This window comes from Bacillus sp. 3G2, from assembly GCF_044324725.1.
In the GTDB taxonomy this organism is placed as follows: Bacteria; Bacillota; Bacilli; order Bacillales; family Bacillaceae_G; genus Bacillus_A; species Bacillus_A mobilis.
Genome location: NZ_CP172246.1, coordinates 2,315,919 through 2,336,555 on the forward strand (window position 1 = coordinate 2,315,919; position 20,637 = coordinate 2,336,555).

Here is a 20,637-nt window from a genome sequence, read left to right on the forward strand (position 1 = left end):
TTTTCTAAGGCTAGAGAGTTAAGCGGATTTCTGTTGTTTCTGACACGATTTATCCTGTAAAAGCGCAATTCATGCAGGATAATATTTAGTGGGGTGCATAGAGTTTACATTAATTAAAGATTGGTTATAGTTGAAACTAGAAAAGTTAGGGTAAATGACTAACTATTTTAAGTCACGCCTGAGCTGAAGTAAATAATGATTCCATTTTTATTTTACTCTTTTCTCGAATTTCAGCATCTGCATGGCGCATTACAAATTTATGCGCTATAGCGATTGCTAAAACATCATCTAATAAGCCAATCCCAATAATAGCAGCTATATCTGGAATAAAGTCGATTGCTAATACGTAATAGGATAAAGCGGCTAATATTATGAATTTCGCTTTAGTAGGTAACCCTTTTTTTCTCATTGTGTAGTATAAAATAATACTTTCATATACGCTTGATTTCCCGAGCTTTGCTGAGCTTTTTTTGAATTTTTTCCAAAGTGTCTGTTTCTCCATATAAACACTCCTTTTACAAAAAAATAGATTTTTTAAAAGGATAGACAAAGAAGTGAGAGATTAATCAATTTTATAGTTTTTCTTAATGTATATTTCCATAAAAATAAGGAATTACCTGTTCAAATTAATAGAATGTTGGTTATGTAACGGCTTATAGTGTATGTGTTCGTTCCAAGTAAAGGTACTACGCAGATAACGTTTGGTGGTAATACGTATTAAAGTTCATTTTTTACATTAATCTCTGCATTCGGACAATGTTGAATTACTTCTAAATAATCTAAGGGTACATCTATTAATGAGGACTTTTATAATTCTTGAATAGCCCCTTTACTCGCTGGTGATTCATAAGCTTCTAATGTGATTCTGGTATTAATTGCACGATTGGCCACTTCATATAGCAGTTCAGGTGTTACTTTGTTTTGAACCATTTTTCCCTCACTTTTCTCCCATCTTTTTGAAAGTTGTCGCTTCGTTGATGGTTTTTTTATTTTCTCAGATAAATCCGATGAGTTTGAGTTTTAGAATTTTATCGTGTTATTATTTATGTAACAAGGGGATGTTGTAAGGAAAAATACAATTTTTTGGGGGAATGAGAATGGGAATCTATAACTATGAAGCGAAAGAGGATTTGCAAGTAGGAGAAGTTTGTTTAGAACGAGATATTTATGAAATTATAAATTTTTACAAGAAAGGGTCAATAGTTTTATGTGATTCAGTATCTCGGTTCAGTGCGAATTCAGACAGAATGTTTAAAGTGATAAATAGGATAGAAACATATATGCATAAAAATGAAGACTATACATATCAGGTTTCGGATAGGCCAAAGTTGATTTATGTAGTTGAGCAGGTAAGATAAGGAAGCATCCATAACAGGTGCTTTTTCTTTGTTATATGGAAATTATACATTAAAACAAAATGGACATTTGGATGCAAATTATTTGGTGATATGTATAGTAAAATATATGTGGATGATTTAGTTATTATTAAACATTTAATAACAGGTATGGGGGAAGAAAAGTGAAGATAATAGAACTACCAATTGAATTTGAATTTAATGGGGCAAAACAATGTATTTATCCGAGCTTAATTATAATAAACAATGAATTAAGTTTAGTAGATACAGGTTATATCAATTTTTCACCTTTAATTGAGGATGCAATTTTAAAACAGGGGTATGAGATGAAAAACTTAAAAAATATAATTATTACCCATTATGATGACGATCATATAGGATCTTTATATGATTTTAAAGTGAAATATCCTCACGTTAATATTATTGCTAGTGAAATTGAATCCCACTACATTAATGGTGAAATAAAATCGGAGAGACTAGTTCAAGCTGAAGACATGTTACAACGTATGCCAATTGAAGAGAAAAAATTTGGTGAGTGGTTTATACAGCAATTAAAAAATATAAGACATGTTTCCGTCGATGAAAAAGTATATGATGGTCAAATGATTTTGAATGATGAATGTCAAATTGTAGCGACACCAGGACATACTTCGGGGCATATTTCATTATATTTTCCGAATTCAAACTGTGTTATCACAGGGGATGCGGCAGTTCAAGATAATCATAAATTAGTAATAGCTAATCCGAATTTTTGCTTAGATTTAGAAAAAGCGGAAGAGTCTTTAAAGAGAATTAAAAACCTTAAAGCAGCAAGATATTATTGTTATCATGGAGGAAAACTTACTGTCTAAAAATTAGTATTTGTTTACGAATAATAAAGTAATTTCAAAAATAAAACAGATGATTAAAAAATAGTATTGAATTTGTGTCTATTGTTCTCCTATCACTTTTAAAATACAATTAGATAAAAAAGGGGATTATATGCATAAATTGGTGATTATTGTATTTAGTCTTATACTTGGATTTATAACGTTCCAAATTCCTGTAATATCGGAATGGATACAAAACTCAGTCTTTTGGTTAATTGTTATTATTCTATTATCGTATACATATAAAAATGATAATAGTGATAAGAAAGAAAAAAATGCTGATTAAGAATACTATTAAAAATATCCTCACTTGTGTTAGCACATTTTTAGGAGGAAAACTGATTATAAAAAATATTAAAAAACCGATCTTTCCCATATCGAAAAGATCGGTTTTTTAATTCATAGATTCTGCAATTTGAATTAAATCCTTTACGTTATATGTTCCTTTTATATAGCGTTTGTTACCAATTGCAATTGTATATTGAAAACCATTCTTCTGAAAGATAAGCTCATATGCTGAATCAAAATGAGGATTATATAATGCTGTTATATTATTTTTTAAACTGTAGAACTTAGCTCCCCTATGTACATATAGGCCTAATTTGTTGTGAACTGGTGAAACAGTGATTTTAAAAATCCCATTAATATCGTCATTGTAGTATTGGAGGTTTAAGTAATTGTTATAGATATACCCTTGAAATTCGTGAATTTCGAACGGGAATTTTGTAGGAGTAAGTATATGTTCCTTACACTTCATTTCATATTTTTTTACAATATTAGCTTCTTTCATAAGAGGATTCGTTCCATCATAAATTTGATTAATTCGAGATATTTTATTATTTTTTGTTACTATTTCTAAAATGTAACCAAGAGTAAATCTATCATCAGTGTCTTTGAAATAAGAAATAAGAATTGTAGTATCTTCTTTTGGAGACGGTACTATTTTAATTTCATGAATTTGTTTATTTGTTTGGAAAGTAGGTAGTTCAACTCCATCTGTTACATATGACCTCATTAATTTTTCATCATTTTTGAGTAAAGCATGTTTGAATTCACTTATTACATCTGTTTGAGATTTCGCCATTATAATTGTGTTGGATTGAAAATATAGTAAGAAAAATACGCAAAAAATCTTTATGAATGTTGTGGTCAATTTTATCACCCTGTAACTATAGTTCCGTAAATTTGAAATATATATGTATAGGAGGGAAGAAGATGAGTTTATTGCTTGATGTAATAATGGATATAATTTTATTTTACCCTCGAAATGACATGAAATTAAAACATCATATCGCAAAATTAAGTGAATTTGAGTGGTTTCGAAATCTACATGAAGATCCGAAGTATACAAGTTTAATTTGGTGTAATAGAAAAATTAAGAAGTTCATTTTGTCTACTACTAACATGGAAGCATTAATAAATTCCGAGAAAAAACAAAAAGAATTTGTCCAACTAGTACACGATGAATATAAAAAAAGAAGATAAGAATTTTTTTATTTTTCATATTTGGCGAAACAAATGGTACAATGAAAGCTAATGTGAAAAATAAGGAAAAGAAGTGGTCTATTTGAAAAACTTTTTAGAATTAGGAATTAGCGAAACTTTTAATCATACATTACGTGAAAATGGAATTACAGAAGCAACACCAATTCAAGAGCAGGCAATTCCTGTTATTATGTCAGGTAAAGATATTATTGGGCAGGCGAAAACAGGAACGGGTAAAACGTTAGCATTCGTGTTACCGATTTTAGAAAAAATCGATCCAGAGTCTAGTGATGTTCAAGCTTTAATTGTTGCACCAACAAGGGAACTAGCACTGCAAATTACAACTGAAATTAAAAAAATGCTTGTTCAAAGAGAAGATATTAATGTACTAGCGATTTATGGCGGGCAAGATGTAGCACAACAATTGAGAAAATTAAAAGGCAATACACATATTGTTGTTGCGACACCAGGACGATTATTAGATCATATACGTCGTGAAACAATTGATTTAAGTAATCTTTCAACAATTGTACTAGACGAAGCGGATCAAATGCTTTATTTCGGTTTCTTATATGATATTGAAGATATTTTAGATGAGACACCTGGTAGTAAACAAACGATGTTATTCTCAGCAACGATGCCAAAAGATATTAAAAAATTGGCGAAACGTTATATGGATGACCCGCAAATGATTCAAATACAAAGTGAAGAAGTAACGGTAAATACAATTGAGCAGCGTGTCATTGAGACGACAGATCGTGCAAAGCCAGATGCACTTCGTTTTGTTATGGACCGTGACCAGCCATTTTTAGCTGTTATTTTCTGTCGTACAAAGGTTAGAGCAAGTAAGCTTTATGATAATTTAAAAGGACTAGGTTATAATTGTGCTGAACTTCATGGTGATATACCTCAAGCGAAACGTGAAAGAGTCATGAAGAGTTTCCGCGAAGCTAAAATTCAGTACTTAATTGCGACTGATGTAGCAGCTCGTGGACTTGATGTAGATGGTGTAACACATGTATTTAACTTTGATATTCCTGAAGATGTAGAAAGTTATATTCACCGCATTGGCCGAACAGGACGTGCAGGTGGATCAGGTCTTGCAATTACGTTTGTTGCAGCGAAAGATGAAAAGCATTTAGAAGAAATTGAAAAAACGCTTGGTGCACCGTTGCAAAGAGAAATAATCGAACAACCGAAGATAAGACGTGTAGATGAATATGGAAAACCGGTACCAAAGCCGGCTCCAAAGAAATCAGATCAATATCGTCAAAGAGATAGCCGTGAAGGTTCAAGAAGTGGTTCGAGAAGTGGTTCAAAAAGTGGCTCAAGAAGTGATTCAAGAAATAGTTCGAGAAATGATAGCAACCGATCATTTAACAAGCCAAGTAATAAAAAAAGTAGTACAAAACAAGGTCAGCAAAGACGTGGCCGTTAAATAGTTATTATTGAAAAGAGTCGCAAATCGTTGCGGCTTTTTTTTGTTTTTATACAACGATATCGATATAAGTACAAAGGTGATGAAAAGGGGCAATTTTTAAAATTTCATTTACCGTATTAAAAAATAAAAAATTTATAAAGGAAATAGAAAGTAGGGTGTTGTATATGTACGATAATAGGAAACTTTTTACGAACTAAACATATAATTTAAATAGACCGACAGTCGGTCTGGGTGGGAAGGAGAACGTGAATGCGTATAGTAAAGGAGTATGAGGAGCGTAGAAAGGAAATTTTAGAAACTGCTGAACGTTTATTTATTACGAAAGGTTATACGAAAACAACAGTAAATGACATTTTAAAAGAGATAGGAATAGCGAAGGGGACATTTTATCACTATTTTAAGTCGAAAGAAGAAGTAATGGATGAAATCATTATGAGAATCATTAAAGATGATGTTGCTAAAGCGAAAGTAATCGTCTCTAATCCAAATATCCCAGTATTAGAAAAGTTATTTCGAGTCTTGATGGAGCAATCACCAAAATCAGGAGATGTTAAAGATAAAATGATTGAACAATTTCATCAGCCAAATAATGCGGAAATGCATCAAAAAAGTATAGTGCAATCCATTATTCATTTATCTCCTGTTTTGGCAGAGATTTTAGAACAAGGAATCGATGAAGGTGTATTTTCTACACCATACCCACAAGAAACGATTGAATTATTACTCTCTTCAGCACAAGTTATATTTGATGAGGGGTTATTCGAGTGGCAACCAGAAGAAATGATGAGGAGAGTGAAAGCTTATATTAAAATGATGGAAGTATCTGTTGGGGCGAAAGAAGGATCCTTTGATTATATGGTTGAGGTTTTAATTAAACAGAAATAATCATTTTCTGTTTAATTACTACAGACCGACAGTCGGTCTAAATTAAAAGAAGGGTGTGATGAGGATGCCAGCAAGTATAAGATCTTCTATGAAAGATTTTCACTTAATGGTGAGTGGGCAAATTATTACTATTTTAGGATCAACACTTTTACGTTTTGCTCTGTCGTTATATGTGCTAGATATAACAGGGCGTGCTGATATATTCGCAGGATTATACGCGGTTACGAGTATTCCGTTTTTGTTAGCCCCTCTTGGCGGAGCGATAGCTGATCGTTTCAATCGCCGTAATTTAATGGTCATTTTTGATTTTATAAACACTGCGATTGTATTAAGCTTTTTAGTTTTATTATTTACTGGATCGGTATCTATTACACTGATTGGGACAATTATGTTTTTACTAGCTGTCATTAGTGCAATGTACTCACCAGTTGTAATGGCGAGTATTCCGCAATTAGTTCCAGAGAAAAAGTTAGAACAAGCGAACGGTATCGTAAATGGCGTGCAAGCATTATCTAACATAGTTGCTCCTGTATTAGGAGGAATATTGTACGGCATAATTGGTTTGAAAATGCTCGTAATAATAAGCTGTCTTGCTTTCTTTTTATCTGCGATTTTAGAAATGTTTATTACAATACCTTTTATAAAAAGAGCACAAGAAAGCCATATCATACCGACAATTGTAAAGGATATGAAAGATGGCTTTATATACGTTTTAAAACAACCATTTATTTTGAAATCTATGCTTTTATCTGCATTACTAAATTTAATACTGACACCGCTATTTGTAGTTGGTGCTCCAATTATTATACGAGTAACAATGAAAAGTAGCGACATGATATACGGAATTGGAATGGGATTGATCGATTTTGCTACTATTTTAGGTGCATTAACAATAGGTTTTTTTGCGAAAAAGATACAGATGAAAACATTGTATTACTGGATGCTTTTACTAGCTTTATTAGTAATACCAATGTCACTATCAGTTACGCCATTTATTCTTAATTTAGGATACTATCCACCATTTATCCTCTTTATACTTTCTTCTATTCTAATTGCAATGATCATGACAATTGTATCCATCTATGTAATTACTGTAGTCCAAAAGAAAACACCAAATGAAAATCTAGGAAAAGTAATGGCAATTATAACAGCGGTATCTCAATGTATGGCGCCAATTGGGCAAGTTATTTATGGTTTTATGTTTGAAGAATTCAATATGAAAATTTATTTACCTATTTTAGCTATTAGTTTCATAATGATAATAATGGCGATCGTGACGAAGAAAATATTATGGAATGAAGGGAACTAGCTTCATATGATTAGGCGAATGTTAAAAAGAGATTTCTCTCAAAATAAAATGATAATTACCATTTTATTTATGTTTATCTTGTTATCAAGTCTATTAATGGCTAGTGCTTCAAGTAACGTTATAAATTTATTGAACTCGATTGATCAATTGTTTAAAGTATCAAACGCACCACACTTCGTACAAATGCATGCCGGAGAAATAAATCAAAAGTCAATCGATTCATTTGTAGCGAAAACTCCTGTTGTAAAAGAACAGCAAACGGCTGAGATGATTCAAATTGGCGGGTCTAACATTTTTATAAAGAAGAAAAATGAAGCGGAACATAATAGTGTAATGGACATTAGTTTTGTTAAACAAAATAGTAATTTTGACTTTTTATTAGATTTAAATAATGAAGTGATCAATGTAAGGAAAGGGGAAATAGGTGTACCAATTTATTATATGCAAAAATATAAATTGCGTATTGGAGATAAAATATGGGTTGTTAAAAATAATAATGAACTAGAATTGACTATTTCGTCATTTGTTCGTGATGTTCAAATGAACCCATCAATCGTTAGTTCAAAACGATTTGTAATAAGCGATGAAGACTTCGAAAGAATAAAGGTGAATTTTGGAGAAAGCGAATATCTTATTGAATTCCAGCTAACAGATGTAAATAAAATTAATGAATTTGAAACTCTATACCAGTCATCGAACTTACCTCAAAAAGGTCCCTCTATTACGTATTCACTCTTTAAAACTCTCAATTCACTAACAGATGGAATAATAGCTGCAGTGCTTATTATAATAAGTGCATTATTAATGTTAATCGCAAGTTTATGTATTAGATTTACGATTATGACTTCTATGGAAGAAGATTATCGGGAAATAGGTGTAATGAAAGCTATCGGCATAACAAGTATAGAGATTCAAAAGCTATATGTAACAAAATATGTTGTTATTGCTGCTAGTGGATGTATATGTGGATATATTCTTTCGTTATTTGTTACAAAAATTTTCACCGCTAAAATATCACTTTATATGGGAATAGCAAGTACAAGTATTTTACATTTTGTTGTACCATTAATAGTCACAATTGTGTTATTTCTAACTATTATCCTGTTTTGTCGTATCATTTTGCGGAATTTCAGGAGAATTACAGCAATAGATGCTTTAAGATCAAGAGATAATCTAGGAAAGAAGAAGGGAAAAAGGACTTTTTCACTCTCTCAAACTAGAATTACAAATGTAAATATATTTATTGGTATGCAAGATGTAGTAAAACGATTTAAGTTATATCGCGTGTTAAGTATCGTTTTAATCATTGCTGTGTTCATGATTGTTGTACCTGTTAACTTTTTGTATACGATTCAGTCACCGAAGTTTGTAAATTATATGGGAACAGGAAAAAGTGATATTCGAATAGATTTACAGCAATCTGAAAATATAGAGAAACGATTTAAGGAAGTAATTTCATATATACGAAACGATGAAGAAGTTGAAAAGTATGCAGCATTTGTAACGAGTACATTTAAAGTGGTGAATACTGATGGGACACATGAAAACTTATATGTAGAAGTAGGAGACTTCTCTAAATTTCCATTAGACTATATTCAAGGTATGGAACCAAAAAATGAAGATGAAATTGCTCTTTCTTATATGAACGCAAATGAATTAAAAAAGAATGTAGGGGATGAAATCGTTTTATTTGTAGAAGGAAAAGAAAGAGTACAAACCATTAGTGGGATATATCAAGATGTAACAAATGGCGGGAAAACAGCTAAAGCGAGCTTCTCTTATAATAGCGAAAATATATTATGGTATGTAGTAAATGTAGATATAAAGCCTACTATGAATTTACAAGAAAAAGTGAAGGAGTATAAACATAATTTTAGTTCTGCAAAAATAACAGATACAGATGATTATTTAACGCAAACTTTAGGAGAGACAATTAAACAATTAAGATTCGTGACTCAAGTGGTAATGTTAATTGCCATATTGATATCAGTTTTAATTACTGCGATGTTTTTTAAAATGTTATTAGCTAAAGATTCTTCGCAAATATTAATTATGAAAAATATTGGCTTTTCTTACAACGATATTCGAATACAGTATATAACCCGTTCTATTGTCATTGTATTAATAGGCATTGTAACAGGGACATTACTAGCTGCTACGTTTGGGGAAATGTTAGTAAGTTGGTTAGGCTCATTTATGGGAGCAGCTCATATAAAGTTTGTTGTAAATCCTATCGTTTCTTATGTAATATGTCCAACTATTTTATTTATATCTGTTACTGCAACAACACTTTTCAGTAGTTTTACTATGAAACAAACAGACGATTTAAAACGAAATGGGGAGTAGGGGGTGTAACGTGAAGAAAATTTTAGAAGTAAAGCAATTAAACAAAACATATTCATTAGATGGAAATGCAAATTATCATGTGCTAAAAAATATAGATTTAGAGATTTATGAAGGAGAATTTGTATCGGTCATGGGCCCTTCTGGTTCTGGGAAATCAACGTTACTATATAATATTAGTGGAATGGATCAAATGTCATCAGGAAGTGTGAAAATTGATAGTAAAGAAATATCATGTATGAAAGAAGAAGAGCTAGCCAAATTGCGCCTTACTGAAATAGGATTTATTTTTCAACAGAGCAACCTTCTTAGAAATTTGAATCTATTTGATAATATTATCTTGTCAGCATATGTAGCGAAATGTGAGAGTAAGAAAATAGTAAATCGACGTGCTTTGGAGCTAATGGGGAAAATGGGGATAAGTGATATAGCCTCCCATTATATAACCGAAGCATCTGGAGGGCAATTACAAAGAGTTTCTATTTGTAGAGCGCTCATCAATAATCCAAATGTTATTTTTGCTGATGAGCCAACGGGTGCTCTAAATCTAAAATCAACAGAAGAGGTAATGCAAATTTTATTAAATATTAACCGTGATGGAACGACTATTATGTTAGTGACTCATGATGTAAAGGTAGCAGCGAAAACAGAAAGAGTTCTTTTTATGGCGGACGGAGAAATTGTGAGTGAAATACAGTTAGGTAAGCATAGGAACGATGATTTAAAAGTACGAGAAGAGAAGTTGTTAAAATGGTTAGCTATACTTGGATTTTAAAAAGAAAAACTCCTATTGAATGTAGGAGTTTTTCTTTTTGTCTGAAAGTTCTGAAAGATGTATAATGATTTTCTGACTATTTAAATTTGGAGGGATACAAGTGAAAAATGAAACGTTGCATAATCAAGAAGATATTATTAAAATGCTTGATTCATTATTAAGACCAGCAGAACCATTTTGGAATGAATTTTATGCGAATAGAGAAAAAGATGTTCCGTTTTTTGAAAACGTTCCAGATGAGAACCTAGTTTCGTATATAAATAAAAATTGGGTTTCAAAAGGAAAAGTAGTAGAACTTGGATGTGGTCCGGGTAGAAACGCAATTTATCTAGCAAATGAAGGGTTTGATGTAACGGCAGTGGATTTATCTATAGAAGGCATTAAATGGGCGAAAGAGCGGGCTTTAGCAAAAGGGATAGAAATTGAATTTATTTGTGATTCAATTTTTAATTTAGAGGTCCAAAATGAATTTGATTTTGTATACGATTCGGGTTGTTTACATCATATTCCACCACATAGAAGAATAAATTATGTGGATTTAATTAAAAACTCATTGAAATCAGGTGGTTATTTCGGATTAACATGTTTTGCGGCAGGCGATTTAGATGAGCGAAATGGCTCAGAAATAACAGATTGGGACGTATATAGAGGATGGAGTCTGCAAGGTGGTCTTGCTTATTCGGAAGAGAAATTAAGAGAGGTATTTAAGGGATTTGAAGTGATTGAAATTAGAAAAATGAAGCAAATTGAACAACCAAATACTATGTTTGGAGAATCATTTCTTTGGACAGCATTATTTAAGAAGAAATAAGAAAGTAGATAATTGACAAACTCATCGTTTTTATAGACAATACACTTACGGGAAAATATGTTCGGTTTTGCTGACCGATGTATATTTTGCATAAATACATAACAAGGGGTTGTCTCTGTATGAGTACTACAAATCAAAAAATCACTACATTTTTAATGTTTGAAGGCAAAGCTGAAGAAGCGATGAATTTTTACACATCACTATTTGATCAATCAGAAATTGTAAGTATCTCTCGCTACGATGAAAATGGACCTGGTAAAGAGGGTACTGTAATTCAGGCAACGTTTACGTTACATGGGCAAGAATTCATGTGCATAGATAGTTATGTAAATCATAATTTTACATTTACACCAGCTATGTCTCTTTATGTAACTTGTAATACGGAAGAAGAAATTGAAACGGCTTTTAATAAATTAGCGGAGGATGGAGCAGTACTTATGCCTTTAGGTGCCTATCCGTTTAGTAAAAAATTTGGTTGGTTAAATGATAAGTATGGTGTGTCTTGGCAGTTAACGCTTGTGGAATAAATAAATTGTAATTGATTTGTTTAATGGTTGTAGTTAAGAGATTAAAAATTTAAACAACAAATAAAAAGGTGTTCCAAGCGTCAACAGGTTTGGAACACCTTTTTATTTTTTTAAATAAATTTGTATTTTTTCTATTTAGAATATTTTATTTTTCTTACTACTTTTTATCTGTTAATATAAATATAGAAAAATATGTATTAATTATTGGTTAGGTTAATAGAAAAAGAAAAGCATAAATAGTAAATGACCTTACATTTAAAATATAACAAGATAGCTAGGGGGAATAGTTATAATGGATACAACTCAACAAAACAGTAATGCATGGGATAAAAAGGTTGAAGAAGGTTCTAGATATACGCAACCAGTAAGTAGCGAGGTTATTGAAAAAAGTAAATCAGGTGAATGGGAAATCACAGTCACTACAGAAAAATCTGTTCCTAGAGATTGGTTTCCAAAGTCTTTAGAGGGATTAAAAATACTGTGCTTAGCATCAGGTGGAGGGCAACAAGCACCTGTTCTAGCTGCTGCTGGAGCAGATGTAACAGTTACTGATATATCTAAGAAGCAACTGGAACAAGATGAAAAGGTAGCACAGCGGGATGGTTTAACTTTAAAAACAGTACAAGGAGATATGTCAGACCTGAGTGATTTTGAGAAGGAATATTTTGATATTGTTGTAAATCCTGTTTCTAATTTGTTTGTAAAAGATATTCATCTTGTATGGAATGAAGTTTCCAGGGTTTTAAAGAATAAAGGCATTCTTATTTCTGGATTTACAAATCCGTTACTATGGATTTTTGATGATAACCAAGAACAAAAAGGTATTCTTGATGTTAAACATTCAATTCCTTCATCAACATTGGATTATTTACCAAAGGATGAAGTTCAAGATTACATCAATTCAAATCAAACAATAGAATATGCGCATACTCTAGAAGACCAAATCCAAGGCCAAATTGAAGCTGGTTTTGTTATAACAGGCTTTTATGAGGATGATTTTGGTGGAACAAGGATATTAGATAAGCATATTAAAACCTTTATTTCTACAAAAGCTATAAAATTAAAGATGGATTAAGAATTTTGACTTGTCACAAGGGGTATTAGTCGAAGAAGGTTCTTAAAATAGTATACATAAGGAAAAGGATGGCGCTTTCCATCCTATTCCTTATGTATTTTGAGTGTCAAAACTATTCTCAAAACAAGTGTTACACTATCAATTGTATAATTAGGTTATGCTTTTTATATTAAGAATTTTGCTGGCCGAATCTTTTGCCCAGTTTAGCTAACAATTCAGGCTGATCCCCTTGGCTCATTACAACTTCAATAAAGATGAGTTGATTCTTATGTAAAGTTATATTCGTTAAGACTTCTGCTAACTCTATTTCATTTTCCACTTTACAAGTTAGACTTTTTTCTTCTGATCCGAATACGTTTGCGAGATTTGTGTAATCCCACATTTGTATGTCATTATACGGTTCGTTTTGGCCGTGAATTGCACGTTCAACAGTGTATCCATTGTTATTAATTAAAAATATAATCGGCTTTAAATTTTGACGAAGTATAGTCGATAACTCTTGGACAGTTAATTGGAAAGAACCATCACCGATAATTAAAATGTTACGCCGAGATAAATTAGCGAGCTGTGTACCGAGTAGAGCAGGTAATGTATAACCGATTGATCCCCATAATGGTTGAGTTACATATGTAGTGTTATTCGGTAAAGGGATAGTGGCACTACCGAAGAAAGGTGTTCCTTGCTCTGCAATTAAAACATCGTTTTCTTGTAAGAAATGATATATTTGCTGCCAAAAACGTTTTTGTGTAACTATTTGTCCTTTTGGATTAAACTCTTCAGTAATCGATAGTGATTCTGAAATAAACGGCTTAATTTCAAGTGTTTCTTCTTTGCGATGTTCGATTACATCACTTAACTGTTGTAAAGCATCTTTCATTACAATAGGTCCGTATTTTTTATCTATAATTTTCACAGTATAGGGATGGATTTCTATTACTTGCTCTTTCGCAAAGCCTTGTGTAAAGCCGCCAGTAATAGTATCAGTTAATTTCACGCCAATACTAATAATACAGTCAGATTCATCAATTCTTTTTCGTAAGTATAGAGAACTAACATCACCAGTATAAATTCCTATAAATTGAGGGTGTTTTTCAGGGAATATTCCTTTTCCCATACTTAACGTTGCGATAGGAAACCCAGTTTTTTCTACGAATTGATGCAAATATTCTTCCGCATGAAAACGAGCTACTTCAAAATCAGCTAAAATAACAGGATTTTTGGCACTGTTTATTTTTGAAGTTGCATGTAGAAGCATTTTATCTACTGCTTCTTTATTACTTAAAATCGGTTTATGTAAAATTGGTTCCGTAGGTTTATTAATGGGTTTATTATACACATCAATCGGTAATTGAATATGAACAGGGCGTTTTTCATTCCAACATGCACATAATACACGGTCAATTTCCTCAGCTGCATGCTCAGGTGTTAATTTTGCTTGTGCCACCGTGATTTCTCGATACATATTGGAAAAATGATCGAACTTTCCATCACCTAACGTATGATGAACGAGTGCTCCATTTTCCATTACTTTAGTTGTTGGCGTACCAGTTATTTTTATAACTGGTACGTTTTCTGCGTATGACCCAGCAACGCCGTTAAGTGCGCTTAATTCTCCAACACCGAAAGAGGTAATAAGAGCGGCGATTCCTTTTATACGAGCGTATCCATCTGCAGCATATGCCGCATTCAATTCATTACAATTACCAATCCACTTTAGCTTTTCATGTGCTAGTACATCATCTAAAAAAGCCAAATTATAATCACCAGGGACACCAAAAATATGTTCAATTCCTAATTCGCTTAGTCGGTCTAGTAAATATGTACTTACAGTATATTGCGTTTTCAAGTGAATCATCTCCTAATTTTGCAATGAATATTTCAATAGACTAAGTTCCAATGCGTTCATTAAAATATTGATTACTGGATTGTGGTATAATTTACATACAGGGGGAAAGTAGATGACACAACATAAAGAAGAACAGATGAATGAAGCATTAGCATTATTTTACTTTGCATATAAAACATTTACTGAAAAGCCAGATGAAATTATAAAAGAGTATGGCATACAACGAGTACATCACCGAATTTTATTTTTTATCGCACGATTTCCAGGGATAAGTGTAAATGAGTTATTATCAATGCTAGAAATAAGTAAACAAGCTCTTCACGGACCATTACGACAGCTTGTGGAAAAGGGTTTAATTGAGAGTAATGAAGCTACACATGATCGCCGTGTGAAACAGTTATCTTTAACAGAAATAGGTGTAGATTTAGAGAAAAAACTGAGCGATGTACAAAGACAACAAATGAGTGCTATTTTTTCAAAATTTGGTGAATCGTGTGAAGAAAATTGGCATCAAGTTATGAATGAAATGGCAAATAGTCGATCAGGTTTTGATGCTTGGATATCAAAACGAGAAGTTGTAATCGATCAAAAATAATAAGAAATATATCTGTTTTTATAGTTTGAAAAAGAACAAATTTTATCCATACATTTGGCAACTATGGTTTGATTATAGAGTGAATGGATAAAAAGATACATTACTAGATACTTTATACGTGTACGCAATGGAACAATAAAATTCACATTTCCGAGAGGGGAATTATTATGATAAAACTTGTACTTATTCGTCACGGACAAAGTTTATGGAATCTTGAAAATCGATTTACAGGATGGGCAGATGTAGATTTATCAGAAAATGGGTTAAGTGAAGCAAGAGAAGCAGGAGCGATATTAAAGAAAAATGGATATACTTTTGACGTTGCTTATACATCGGTATTAAAACGAGCAATTCGGACGCTGTGGATAGTTCTACATGAGATGGATCTTACTTGGGTGCCTATACATAAATCGTGGAAATTAAACGAAAGACATTACGGAGCACTACAAGGATTGAATAAAGATGAAACTGCGAAAAAATATGGTGAGGAGCAAGTTCATATTTGGAGAAGAAGTATTGATGTAAGACCACCTGCACTTACTGAGGATGATCCTAGGTATGAAGCGAATGATCCAAGATATAAAACACTTAAAAAAGGTGAGTTTCCGTTGACTGAATGTTTAGAGGATACGGAGAAAAGAGTACTTGATTATTGGCATTCAGAAATTGCGCCGTCATTAAAAAATGGAGAAAAGGTAATTATTTCATCGCATGGTAATACGATTCGTTCGCTAGTGAAATTCTTAGATAACCTTTCAAGTGATGGTGTTGTTTCATTAAATATTCCAACGAGCATTCCGCTTGTGTATGAATTAGACGAAGATTTACGTCCAATTCGTCATTATTACTTAAGTATGGATGGAGAAGTACCTGAAGGGGAAATTCCGAAACATATTTCTTTTTAACATGAAAATTTGAAACGTATGCTTGTCTACATATACAATGTAGATTCATGATAAAAGACGTGGTACCTTCTAATGTATATGCGATATTGCTAAATTTAGAAGCTTGTCCACGTCTTTTGTCATAAAGAGAGCTGCTTGTGCATGTAATGATATCGTGAGTAGTTTTTGAATGGAGGGTGATGTCATTGGTGATCTCTAACATTCGAATCGGCTTATTTATTTTAGCAATCGTTTTTCTCGTTCTTGTTTTCTTTTACTGGAGAAATGAAGAGTTGTATGAGGAGAAAAAGCAACGTATTAGAAAGACTTGGTATGGGTTGTTTATAATATCAGTCACCGTGTATTTCATGATAAAAGGAATTGATTTAACCCTCTGGAAAAATCTTTTAATGTTCACTGCAATGGTTATTTTCGTTGATATCGCATTTATTTTAACACCTAATATTTCAGAAATATGGGGAGCGAAATTTAGCGATATCGGCAAAACAGTTCAATCGATAAAACGGTCATTAATTGCTTCTAAAGCAAGAGGAGAAATTTACACAACAATTATTCAAAATGTCAATCCAGCAGTATTCGGTACAATGGAGTGGCATACGGAAGAAGAATATACAAAAAGCTTAAATGTATTTTTAGATTCATACGGGGAAAAAATTGGAGCGAAAATTGTTGTATTTGAAGCGGCAAAGGAATTAAATACAAACTTTCGCGGTATCCGTTCTCAATTTAGTACGATTGTTCCGTTTGAACACATCGAGCAATTGAATGAGCAGAAAGCGGTGCAAGTAGAAAATGTCGGGATTATACCAGCAAAAATAGTAAGTGATGTTTTCATTGTTATTGATGGGAAGAAAAATAATCTGCAAGATCGGGATTTTGAAAATGTATATAATTTAACAATACATCATAGTTATTTTAGTAAATAAGGACAGAATCTTTTTCTGTCCTTTTCTTCTATACATAAATTAAAAACAAAATCCAACAAAGTTGAATAAAATTGGACAATCATTCCTACACTAGCATGTAGAGGTGATCGTAGTGGTAAAAGATTATGACAATGATTTTTTTAAAGAAGACAATGAAGATACAACAGATTTCTCTTTAATAAAAGGAGATACTTTGCAACAAGTAGAAGAATTAGAAGAAGAATTAAAAAGAAAATCATAAGTGTACACTCTTTCTACATTTGCTATATAATATAAATAGAAGATTGTATCTTTTTGAAAAGGGGGAGAAGGGATGGCTGAAGTCAATGTACAAAAGTCTTCATTTTTTAAAGAAAAAAAAGAAGAACCAAATACAGATTTCTCTCTTGTGAAAGGTGCATTAACGGAAAATATAAATCGGTTAGAGAAATTAATGAATAATAGTACTTCAAAATATATGAAAGCAAAAAAAGAGAAAGAAAATGCATAGTGCATTTTCTTTCTCTTTTTTTATACGATTAAATATTTAACGAATAGGTTTTAAGGTATGAAATAGAAAGGGAAAGTAACGAATCATGGTATAATGATAAGAGACTTACATATTATTTTGTCATTTTGAGAGGAGCTTAAAAATGTATTCTACTTTAGAACAATTAACAAAGCACCCTGTATTTTATCATTTTGCAGAAATTTCAAAGATTCCTAGAGGATCGGGTAATGAAAAGGAAATTAGTGATTATTTAGTTAGCTTTGCAAAAGAGCGTAACTTAGAAGTGATTCAAGATGAAGCAATGAATGTCATTATTAAAAAAGACGCAACTGCTGGCTATGAAAATGTACCAGCTATTATCATTCAAGGTCATATGGATATGGTATGTGAAAAAAACCAAGCAACCGTACATGATTTTGAAAAAGATCCAATTGAATTACGAATTATTGGGGATATGTTATATGCAAATCAAACAACGTTAGGTGCTGATAACGGTATTGCTGTTGCGTATGCAATGTCATTATTAGATTCAAAAGATATTCCGCATCCAGCACTTGAAGTAGTTATTACTACTGAAGAAGAAACGACAATGGGTGGGGCTTTCGCTGTTGACCCAAATCATTTTGAAGGAAAAATCTTTATTAACATTGATTCTGAAGAAGATCATAAATTACTTGTAAGTAGCGCAGGTGGTGCGAAAGCTGTTGAAACAATTTCAGTGATTTGGGATGAAGCGCCAGCGAATATGGATGCATACCGTCTATATGTTGGTGGTTTAAAAGGCGGACATTCTGGTATGGAAATTGATAAACAACGCGGTAATGCGAACAAAGTATTAGGACGAGTATTACATGATTTATCAGTAAATATTCACTTTGATATAAGTGAAGTTCACGGCGGATTAAAAACAAATGCAATTCCACGTGAAAGTGTAGCTACAATTGTATTACGTACAGAAGATGTAGAGAAGGTAGAAGAAAAACTAGAATCTTGGACAAGAGTATTACAAGAAGAAATGCGTGCTGTTGATCCAGATGTTCACGTTACACTTACAAAATTGGATGAGAAAGTAGAAAAAGTATTTGCTAAAGAGACACAAAAGCAACTTATTTCATCATTATTTTTAATTCCAAACGGCATTCAAAGTATGAGCATGGATATTAAAGGATTAGTAGAAAGTTCAACAAATTTAGGTGTTATTGAAACGTTGCAAGATGAAATTAAATTACGTAACGAAGTGAGAAGTTCTGTGAGTAGTTTAAAACAACATGTTGCAGATGAAATTAAATGTATTGCCGAATTAGTTGGTGCAACATTTGAAATAGAGTCAGAGTATCCAGAATGGCCATACAATCCGAATTCACAAATTCGTAATTTATTTGAAAAAGTGCATCAAGAAAAATACAATAAAGATGCTGAAATCTTCGCTGTACACGCAGGTATTGAATGTAGTGCATTCGTTCAAAAGATGCCTGACTTAGATGCAATTGCATTCGGTCCAGATATTTTCAACGTTCACACTCCAGATGAGCATATTAGTATTTCTTCTGTTGTGAATAACTGGGGATTCTTCGTTGATGTAATGAAGGGTACGAAAGAATTAGCTAAATAATATTCATAAAATGAAGAGTAGCCTATAAAATTTTATGGGCTACTTTTTTGTATAGAGTTTTATTAGAGATTTATTTTTACGTTAGTATTTAATTTTTGCTTTTATTTCTCGAGGAAATTGTACCAAAGGCTGCTCCAGTTATTGCTCCGATTAAAGTCATAAAAATTGCACTCCATGCTGCAAATGACATCTTTACACCTCCAAATAATAAATTATTGTTTCTTAGCCTTTTGAATAGAAATGATAATTGCAACAACTATTAAGAAAATAAGAGGAGACCAAGAATAGAAAGACATTTAATATTCTCCTTTCAATATTATTTTTAAATATTTTTATAAATAAATTATCACATTTTTAAAGAGTGAACATATAAAATATGCAATATTGCATATTGAATTGTGGTACTAAAAGAGGTGGAAACAATTATTGAATGAAAATTATAATTTATAAAGAAAGTAAGGATTTTTTAAATCTTAAAAGGATAGAAGAATCAAAAAACTCCTCTATCTTATATAAGATAGAGAAGTTTTTAAAATAGTTTTTGTTTACTGGTGAGATAAATATATATTATTTTGAGATTTTAAAGCTGCCCCCATAATAATAATTTTCTCCAAGTTTCATAACAGCTACATATGTTCCTGGAGTATAAACCTTAGTAATAGGTGTTACAAATCTACCATAATCATGTTTTAGACCTGAGTCATAAATAGTTTTATATCTATGCAAGTTTATTTTGTCATTTTCATTTCCACTTAATTGATATATTTTTACAATACCAGTATCTTTACCACCAGTATATATAGTAACATCGAATGTATCTCCATGCTTTAAGTCACCAACTGCTAACTCTTCTATAAAATCTGCATTATGATGTAATAAAAAATAGTTTTGCCACTGCCAATTATCTAAAAATGGTGATACTTTTTGTGTAAGTTGCGATTGTGCAGACACAGGTGGGGGTGTAGCGATTGTATTCGAAAATAAAAATCCTCCAACAGTCAATACGCCAATAATTGTTGATTGCTTTAAAAGTTTGATCTTCTAAACCTCCTAATTAATAAAGGATTCAGAACTCGTTTTGTGAAAAGCTAGCCGTGAAATCTACTGGATGATAATATCTTCTATAATTATATTAACATTTATTGATTTATCTGACAAATTAATGAATAATAAAACTAAATCGAGGAAGTTACGGCTAATACAGGAAAGAAGTTAGATGTATAGTTAAGAAATCTTTATCATATGTAATTGGTATTTGTTATTTGAAAACTCGATTGTTTTAATGTTTAAATTTCAATTCATACTATAAGTTTCAGTACTTAATTTTACAATTTGACTTATGTAATTTAACAAGTTATGATTTTTTTATTATAAAAGAAAGGCTTGAA

22 protein-coding genes and 1 pseudogene are annotated in these 20,637 nt (G+C 31.9%); 18 read left to right on the top strand and 5 right to left on the bottom strand.

The genetic code is table 11. The annotated features are described in order from the left end of the window. Positions 1–172: 172 nt before the first annotated feature. Together ACHZK0_RS11805 and ACHZK0_RS11810 are read right to left on the bottom strand one after the other, a co-directional pair. A complete protein-coding gene (locus ACHZK0_RS11805) occupies positions 173–502 on the bottom strand; it encodes a YkvA family protein (RefSeq protein ID WP_262742970.1) in 330 nt (109 codons plus the stop codon). A 218-nt stretch (positions 503–720) separates the two neighbouring features. After that, positions 721–876 (bottom strand): annotated as a pseudogene (locus ACHZK0_RS11810) (SMI1/KNR4 family protein); the annotation flags it as partial. Between the two features lie 221 nt (positions 877–1,097). On the opposite strand from ACHZK0_RS11810, the gene ACHZK0_RS11815 reads away from it, so the two are divergent. The 3 genes from ACHZK0_RS11815 to ACHZK0_RS11825 all read left to right on the top strand — a co-directional run bounded on the left by ACHZK0_RS11815 (position 1,098) and on the right by ACHZK0_RS11825 (position 2,510). Beyond that, a complete protein-coding gene (locus ACHZK0_RS11815; RefSeq protein WP_139303636.1) occupies positions 1,098–1,358 on the top strand; it encodes a hypothetical protein in 261 nt (86 codons plus the stop codon). A 161-nt stretch (positions 1,359–1,519) separates the two neighbouring features. After that, positions 1,520–2,206, top strand: coding sequence for an MBL fold metallo-hydrolase (locus ACHZK0_RS11820; RefSeq protein ID WP_270606833.1), 687 nt, complete (start codon positions 1,520–1,522; stop codon positions 2,204–2,206). A 130-nt stretch (positions 2,207–2,336) separates the two neighbouring features. Next, complete coding sequence (locus tag ACHZK0_RS11825) at positions 2,337–2,510, top strand: hypothetical protein (RefSeq protein ID WP_270606832.1); 174 nt, start codon at positions 2,337–2,339, stop codon at positions 2,508–2,510. Between the two features lie 108 nt (positions 2,511–2,618). On the opposite strand, the gene ACHZK0_RS11830 is transcribed toward ACHZK0_RS11825, so the two are convergent. Next, positions 2,619–3,377, bottom strand: coding sequence for a hypothetical protein (locus ACHZK0_RS11830; RefSeq protein WP_395761585.1), 759 nt, complete (start codon positions 3,375–3,377; stop codon positions 2,619–2,621). 62 nt (positions 3,378–3,439) lie between these two features. On the opposite strand from ACHZK0_RS11830, the gene ACHZK0_RS11835 reads away from it, so the two are divergent. From ACHZK0_RS11835 to ACHZK0_RS11875, 9 genes are all read left to right on the top strand, one after another. After that, a complete protein-coding gene (locus ACHZK0_RS11835; RefSeq protein ID WP_262743582.1) occupies positions 3,440–3,709 on the top strand; it encodes a hypothetical protein in 270 nt (89 codons plus the stop codon). A 73-nt stretch (positions 3,710–3,782) separates the two neighbouring features. Beyond that, complete coding sequence (locus tag ACHZK0_RS11840) at positions 3,783–5,147, top strand: DEAD/DEAH box helicase (RefSeq protein ID WP_395761586.1); 1,365 nt, start codon at positions 3,783–3,785, stop codon at positions 5,145–5,147. A 252-nt stretch (positions 5,148–5,399) separates the two neighbouring features. After that, a complete protein-coding gene (locus tag ACHZK0_RS11845; protein ID WP_262743477.1) occupies positions 5,400–6,035 on the top strand; it encodes a TetR/AcrR family transcriptional regulator in 636 nt (211 codons plus the stop codon). 58 nt (positions 6,036–6,093) lie between these two features. Then, positions 6,094–7,344 carry an MFS transporter gene (locus tag ACHZK0_RS11850; RefSeq protein ID WP_270606831.1) on the top strand — a complete coding sequence of 417 codons (1,251 nt, stop codon included), beginning with the start codon at positions 6,094–6,096 and terminating at the stop codon, positions 7,342–7,344. 6 nt (positions 7,345–7,350) lie between these two features. Then, entirely contained in the window at positions 7,351–9,690 is a 2,340-nt protein-coding gene (locus ACHZK0_RS11855) for an ABC transporter permease (protein ID WP_395761587.1), read from the top strand. 10 nt (positions 9,691–9,700) lie between these two features. Further along, positions 9,701–10,462 carry an ABC transporter ATP-binding protein gene (locus tag ACHZK0_RS11860; RefSeq protein WP_395761588.1) on the top strand — a complete coding sequence of 254 codons (762 nt, stop codon included), beginning with the start codon at positions 9,701–9,703 and terminating at the stop codon, positions 10,460–10,462. Positions 10,463–10,562: 100 nt separating this feature from the next. Continuing rightward, the gene (locus ACHZK0_RS11865) at positions 10,563–11,273 is read left to right on the top strand and encodes a class I SAM-dependent methyltransferase (RefSeq protein ID WP_262743473.1); all 711 of its coding nucleotides are present in this window, start codon (positions 10,563–10,565) and stop codon (positions 11,271–11,273) included. A gap of 119 nt (positions 11,274–11,392) precedes the next feature. Then, on the top strand, positions 11,393–11,800 hold the full coding sequence (locus tag ACHZK0_RS11870; protein WP_395761589.1) for a VOC family protein: 408 nt from the start codon (positions 11,393–11,395) through the stop codon (positions 11,798–11,800). A 292-nt stretch (positions 11,801–12,092) separates the two neighbouring features. After that, the gene (locus ACHZK0_RS11875; RefSeq protein ID WP_395761590.1) at positions 12,093–12,875 is read left to right on the top strand and encodes a class I SAM-dependent methyltransferase; all 783 of its coding nucleotides are present in this window, start codon (positions 12,093–12,095) and stop codon (positions 12,873–12,875) included. A gap of 169 nt (positions 12,876–13,044) precedes the next feature. Here ACHZK0_RS11875 and ACHZK0_RS11880 read toward each other — a convergent pair whose 3' ends face one another. After that, the gene (locus ACHZK0_RS11880) at positions 13,045–14,730 is read right to left on the bottom strand and encodes an alpha-keto acid decarboxylase family protein (protein WP_395761591.1); all 1,686 of its coding nucleotides are present in this window, start codon (positions 14,728–14,730) and stop codon (positions 13,045–13,047) included. A gap of 103 nt (positions 14,731–14,833) precedes the next feature. Between ACHZK0_RS11880 and ACHZK0_RS11885 the strand changes: the two genes are divergently transcribed. The 6 genes from ACHZK0_RS11885 (at position 14,834) to pepD (ending at position 19,249) form a co-directional block, all read left to right on the top strand. Continuing rightward, the gene (locus ACHZK0_RS11885; RefSeq protein WP_097818874.1) at positions 14,834–15,316 is read left to right on the top strand and encodes a MarR family winged helix-turn-helix transcriptional regulator; all 483 of its coding nucleotides are present in this window, start codon (positions 14,834–14,836) and stop codon (positions 15,314–15,316) included. 167 nt (positions 15,317–15,483) lie between these two features. Then, entirely contained in the window at positions 15,484–16,221 is a 738-nt protein-coding gene (gene gpmA, locus ACHZK0_RS11890) for a 2,3-diphosphoglycerate-dependent phosphoglycerate mutase (protein WP_395761592.1), read from the top strand. Between the two features lie 188 nt (positions 16,222–16,409). Then, positions 16,410–17,147, top strand: coding sequence for a type II toxin-antitoxin system SpoIISA family toxin (locus tag ACHZK0_RS11895; RefSeq protein WP_270344190.1), 738 nt, complete (start codon positions 16,410–16,412; stop codon positions 17,145–17,147). Positions 17,148–17,259: 112 nt separating this feature from the next. Next, on the top strand, positions 17,260–17,388 hold the full coding sequence (locus tag ACHZK0_RS11900; RefSeq protein ID WP_000237818.1) for a hypothetical protein: 129 nt from the start codon (positions 17,260–17,262) through the stop codon (positions 17,386–17,388). 72 nt (positions 17,389–17,460) lie between these two features. Continuing rightward, positions 17,461–17,637, top strand: coding sequence for a stage II sporulation protein SB (gene spoIISB / locus ACHZK0_RS11905; protein WP_262743444.1), 177 nt, complete (start codon positions 17,461–17,463; stop codon positions 17,635–17,637). Positions 17,638–17,779: 142 nt separating this feature from the next. After that, the gene (gene pepD / locus ACHZK0_RS11910; protein ID WP_395761593.1) at positions 17,780–19,249 is read left to right on the top strand and encodes a beta-Ala-His dipeptidase; all 1,470 of its coding nucleotides are present in this window, start codon (positions 17,780–17,782) and stop codon (positions 19,247–19,249) included. Between the two features lie 567 nt (positions 19,250–19,816). On the opposite strand, the gene ACHZK0_RS11915 is transcribed toward pepD, so the two are convergent. Further along, positions 19,817–20,287, bottom strand: a complete 471-nt coding sequence (locus ACHZK0_RS11915; RefSeq protein WP_270608444.1) for a DUF5065 family protein — start codon at positions 20,285–20,287, stop codon at positions 19,817–19,819. Positions 20,288–20,637: the final 350 nt, after the last annotated feature.

Coding starts and splice junctions, on each gene's coding strand:
- ACHZK0_RS11805 (WP_262742970.1), bottom strand. CDS start 502: ATGGAGAAACAGACACTTTGGAAAAAATTCAAAAAAAGCTCAGCAAAG.
- ACHZK0_RS11815 (WP_139303636.1), top strand. CDS start 1,098: ATGGGAATCTATAACTATGAAGCGAAAGAGGATTTGCAAGTAGGAGAA.
- ACHZK0_RS11825 (WP_270606832.1), top strand. CDS start 2,337: ATGCATAAATTGGTGATTATTGTATTTAGTCTTATACTTGGATTTATA.
- ACHZK0_RS11835 (WP_262743582.1), top strand. CDS start 3,440: ATGAGTTTATTGCTTGATGTAATAATGGATATAATTTTATTTTACCCT.
- ACHZK0_RS11845 (WP_262743477.1), top strand. CDS start 5,400: ATGCGTATAGTAAAGGAGTATGAGGAGCGTAGAAAGGAAATTTTAGAA.
- ACHZK0_RS11850 (WP_270606831.1), top strand. CDS start 6,094: ATGAGGATGCCAGCAAGTATAAGATCTTCTATGAAAGATTTTCACTTA.
- ACHZK0_RS11855 (WP_395761587.1), top strand. CDS start 7,351: ATGATTAGGCGAATGTTAAAAAGAGATTTCTCTCAAAATAAAATGATA.
- ACHZK0_RS11870 (WP_395761589.1), top strand. CDS start 11,393: ATGAGTACTACAAATCAAAAAATCACTACATTTTTAATGTTTGAAGGC.
- ACHZK0_RS11875 (WP_395761590.1), top strand. CDS start 12,093: ATGGATACAACTCAACAAAACAGTAATGCATGGGATAAAAAGGTTGAA.
- ACHZK0_RS11880 (WP_395761591.1), bottom strand. CDS start 14,730: ATGATTCACTTGAAAACGCAATATACTGTAAGTACATATTTACTAGAC.
- ACHZK0_RS11885 (WP_097818874.1), top strand. CDS start 14,834: ATGACACAACATAAAGAAGAACAGATGAATGAAGCATTAGCATTATTT.
- gpmA (WP_395761592.1), top strand. CDS start 15,484: ATGATAAAACTTGTACTTATTCGTCACGGACAAAGTTTATGGAATCTT.
- spoIISB (WP_262743444.1), top strand. CDS start 17,461: ATGGCTGAAGTCAATGTACAAAAGTCTTCATTTTTTAAAGAAAAAAAA.
- pepD (WP_395761593.1), top strand. CDS start 17,780: ATGTATTCTACTTTAGAACAATTAACAAAGCACCCTGTATTTTATCAT.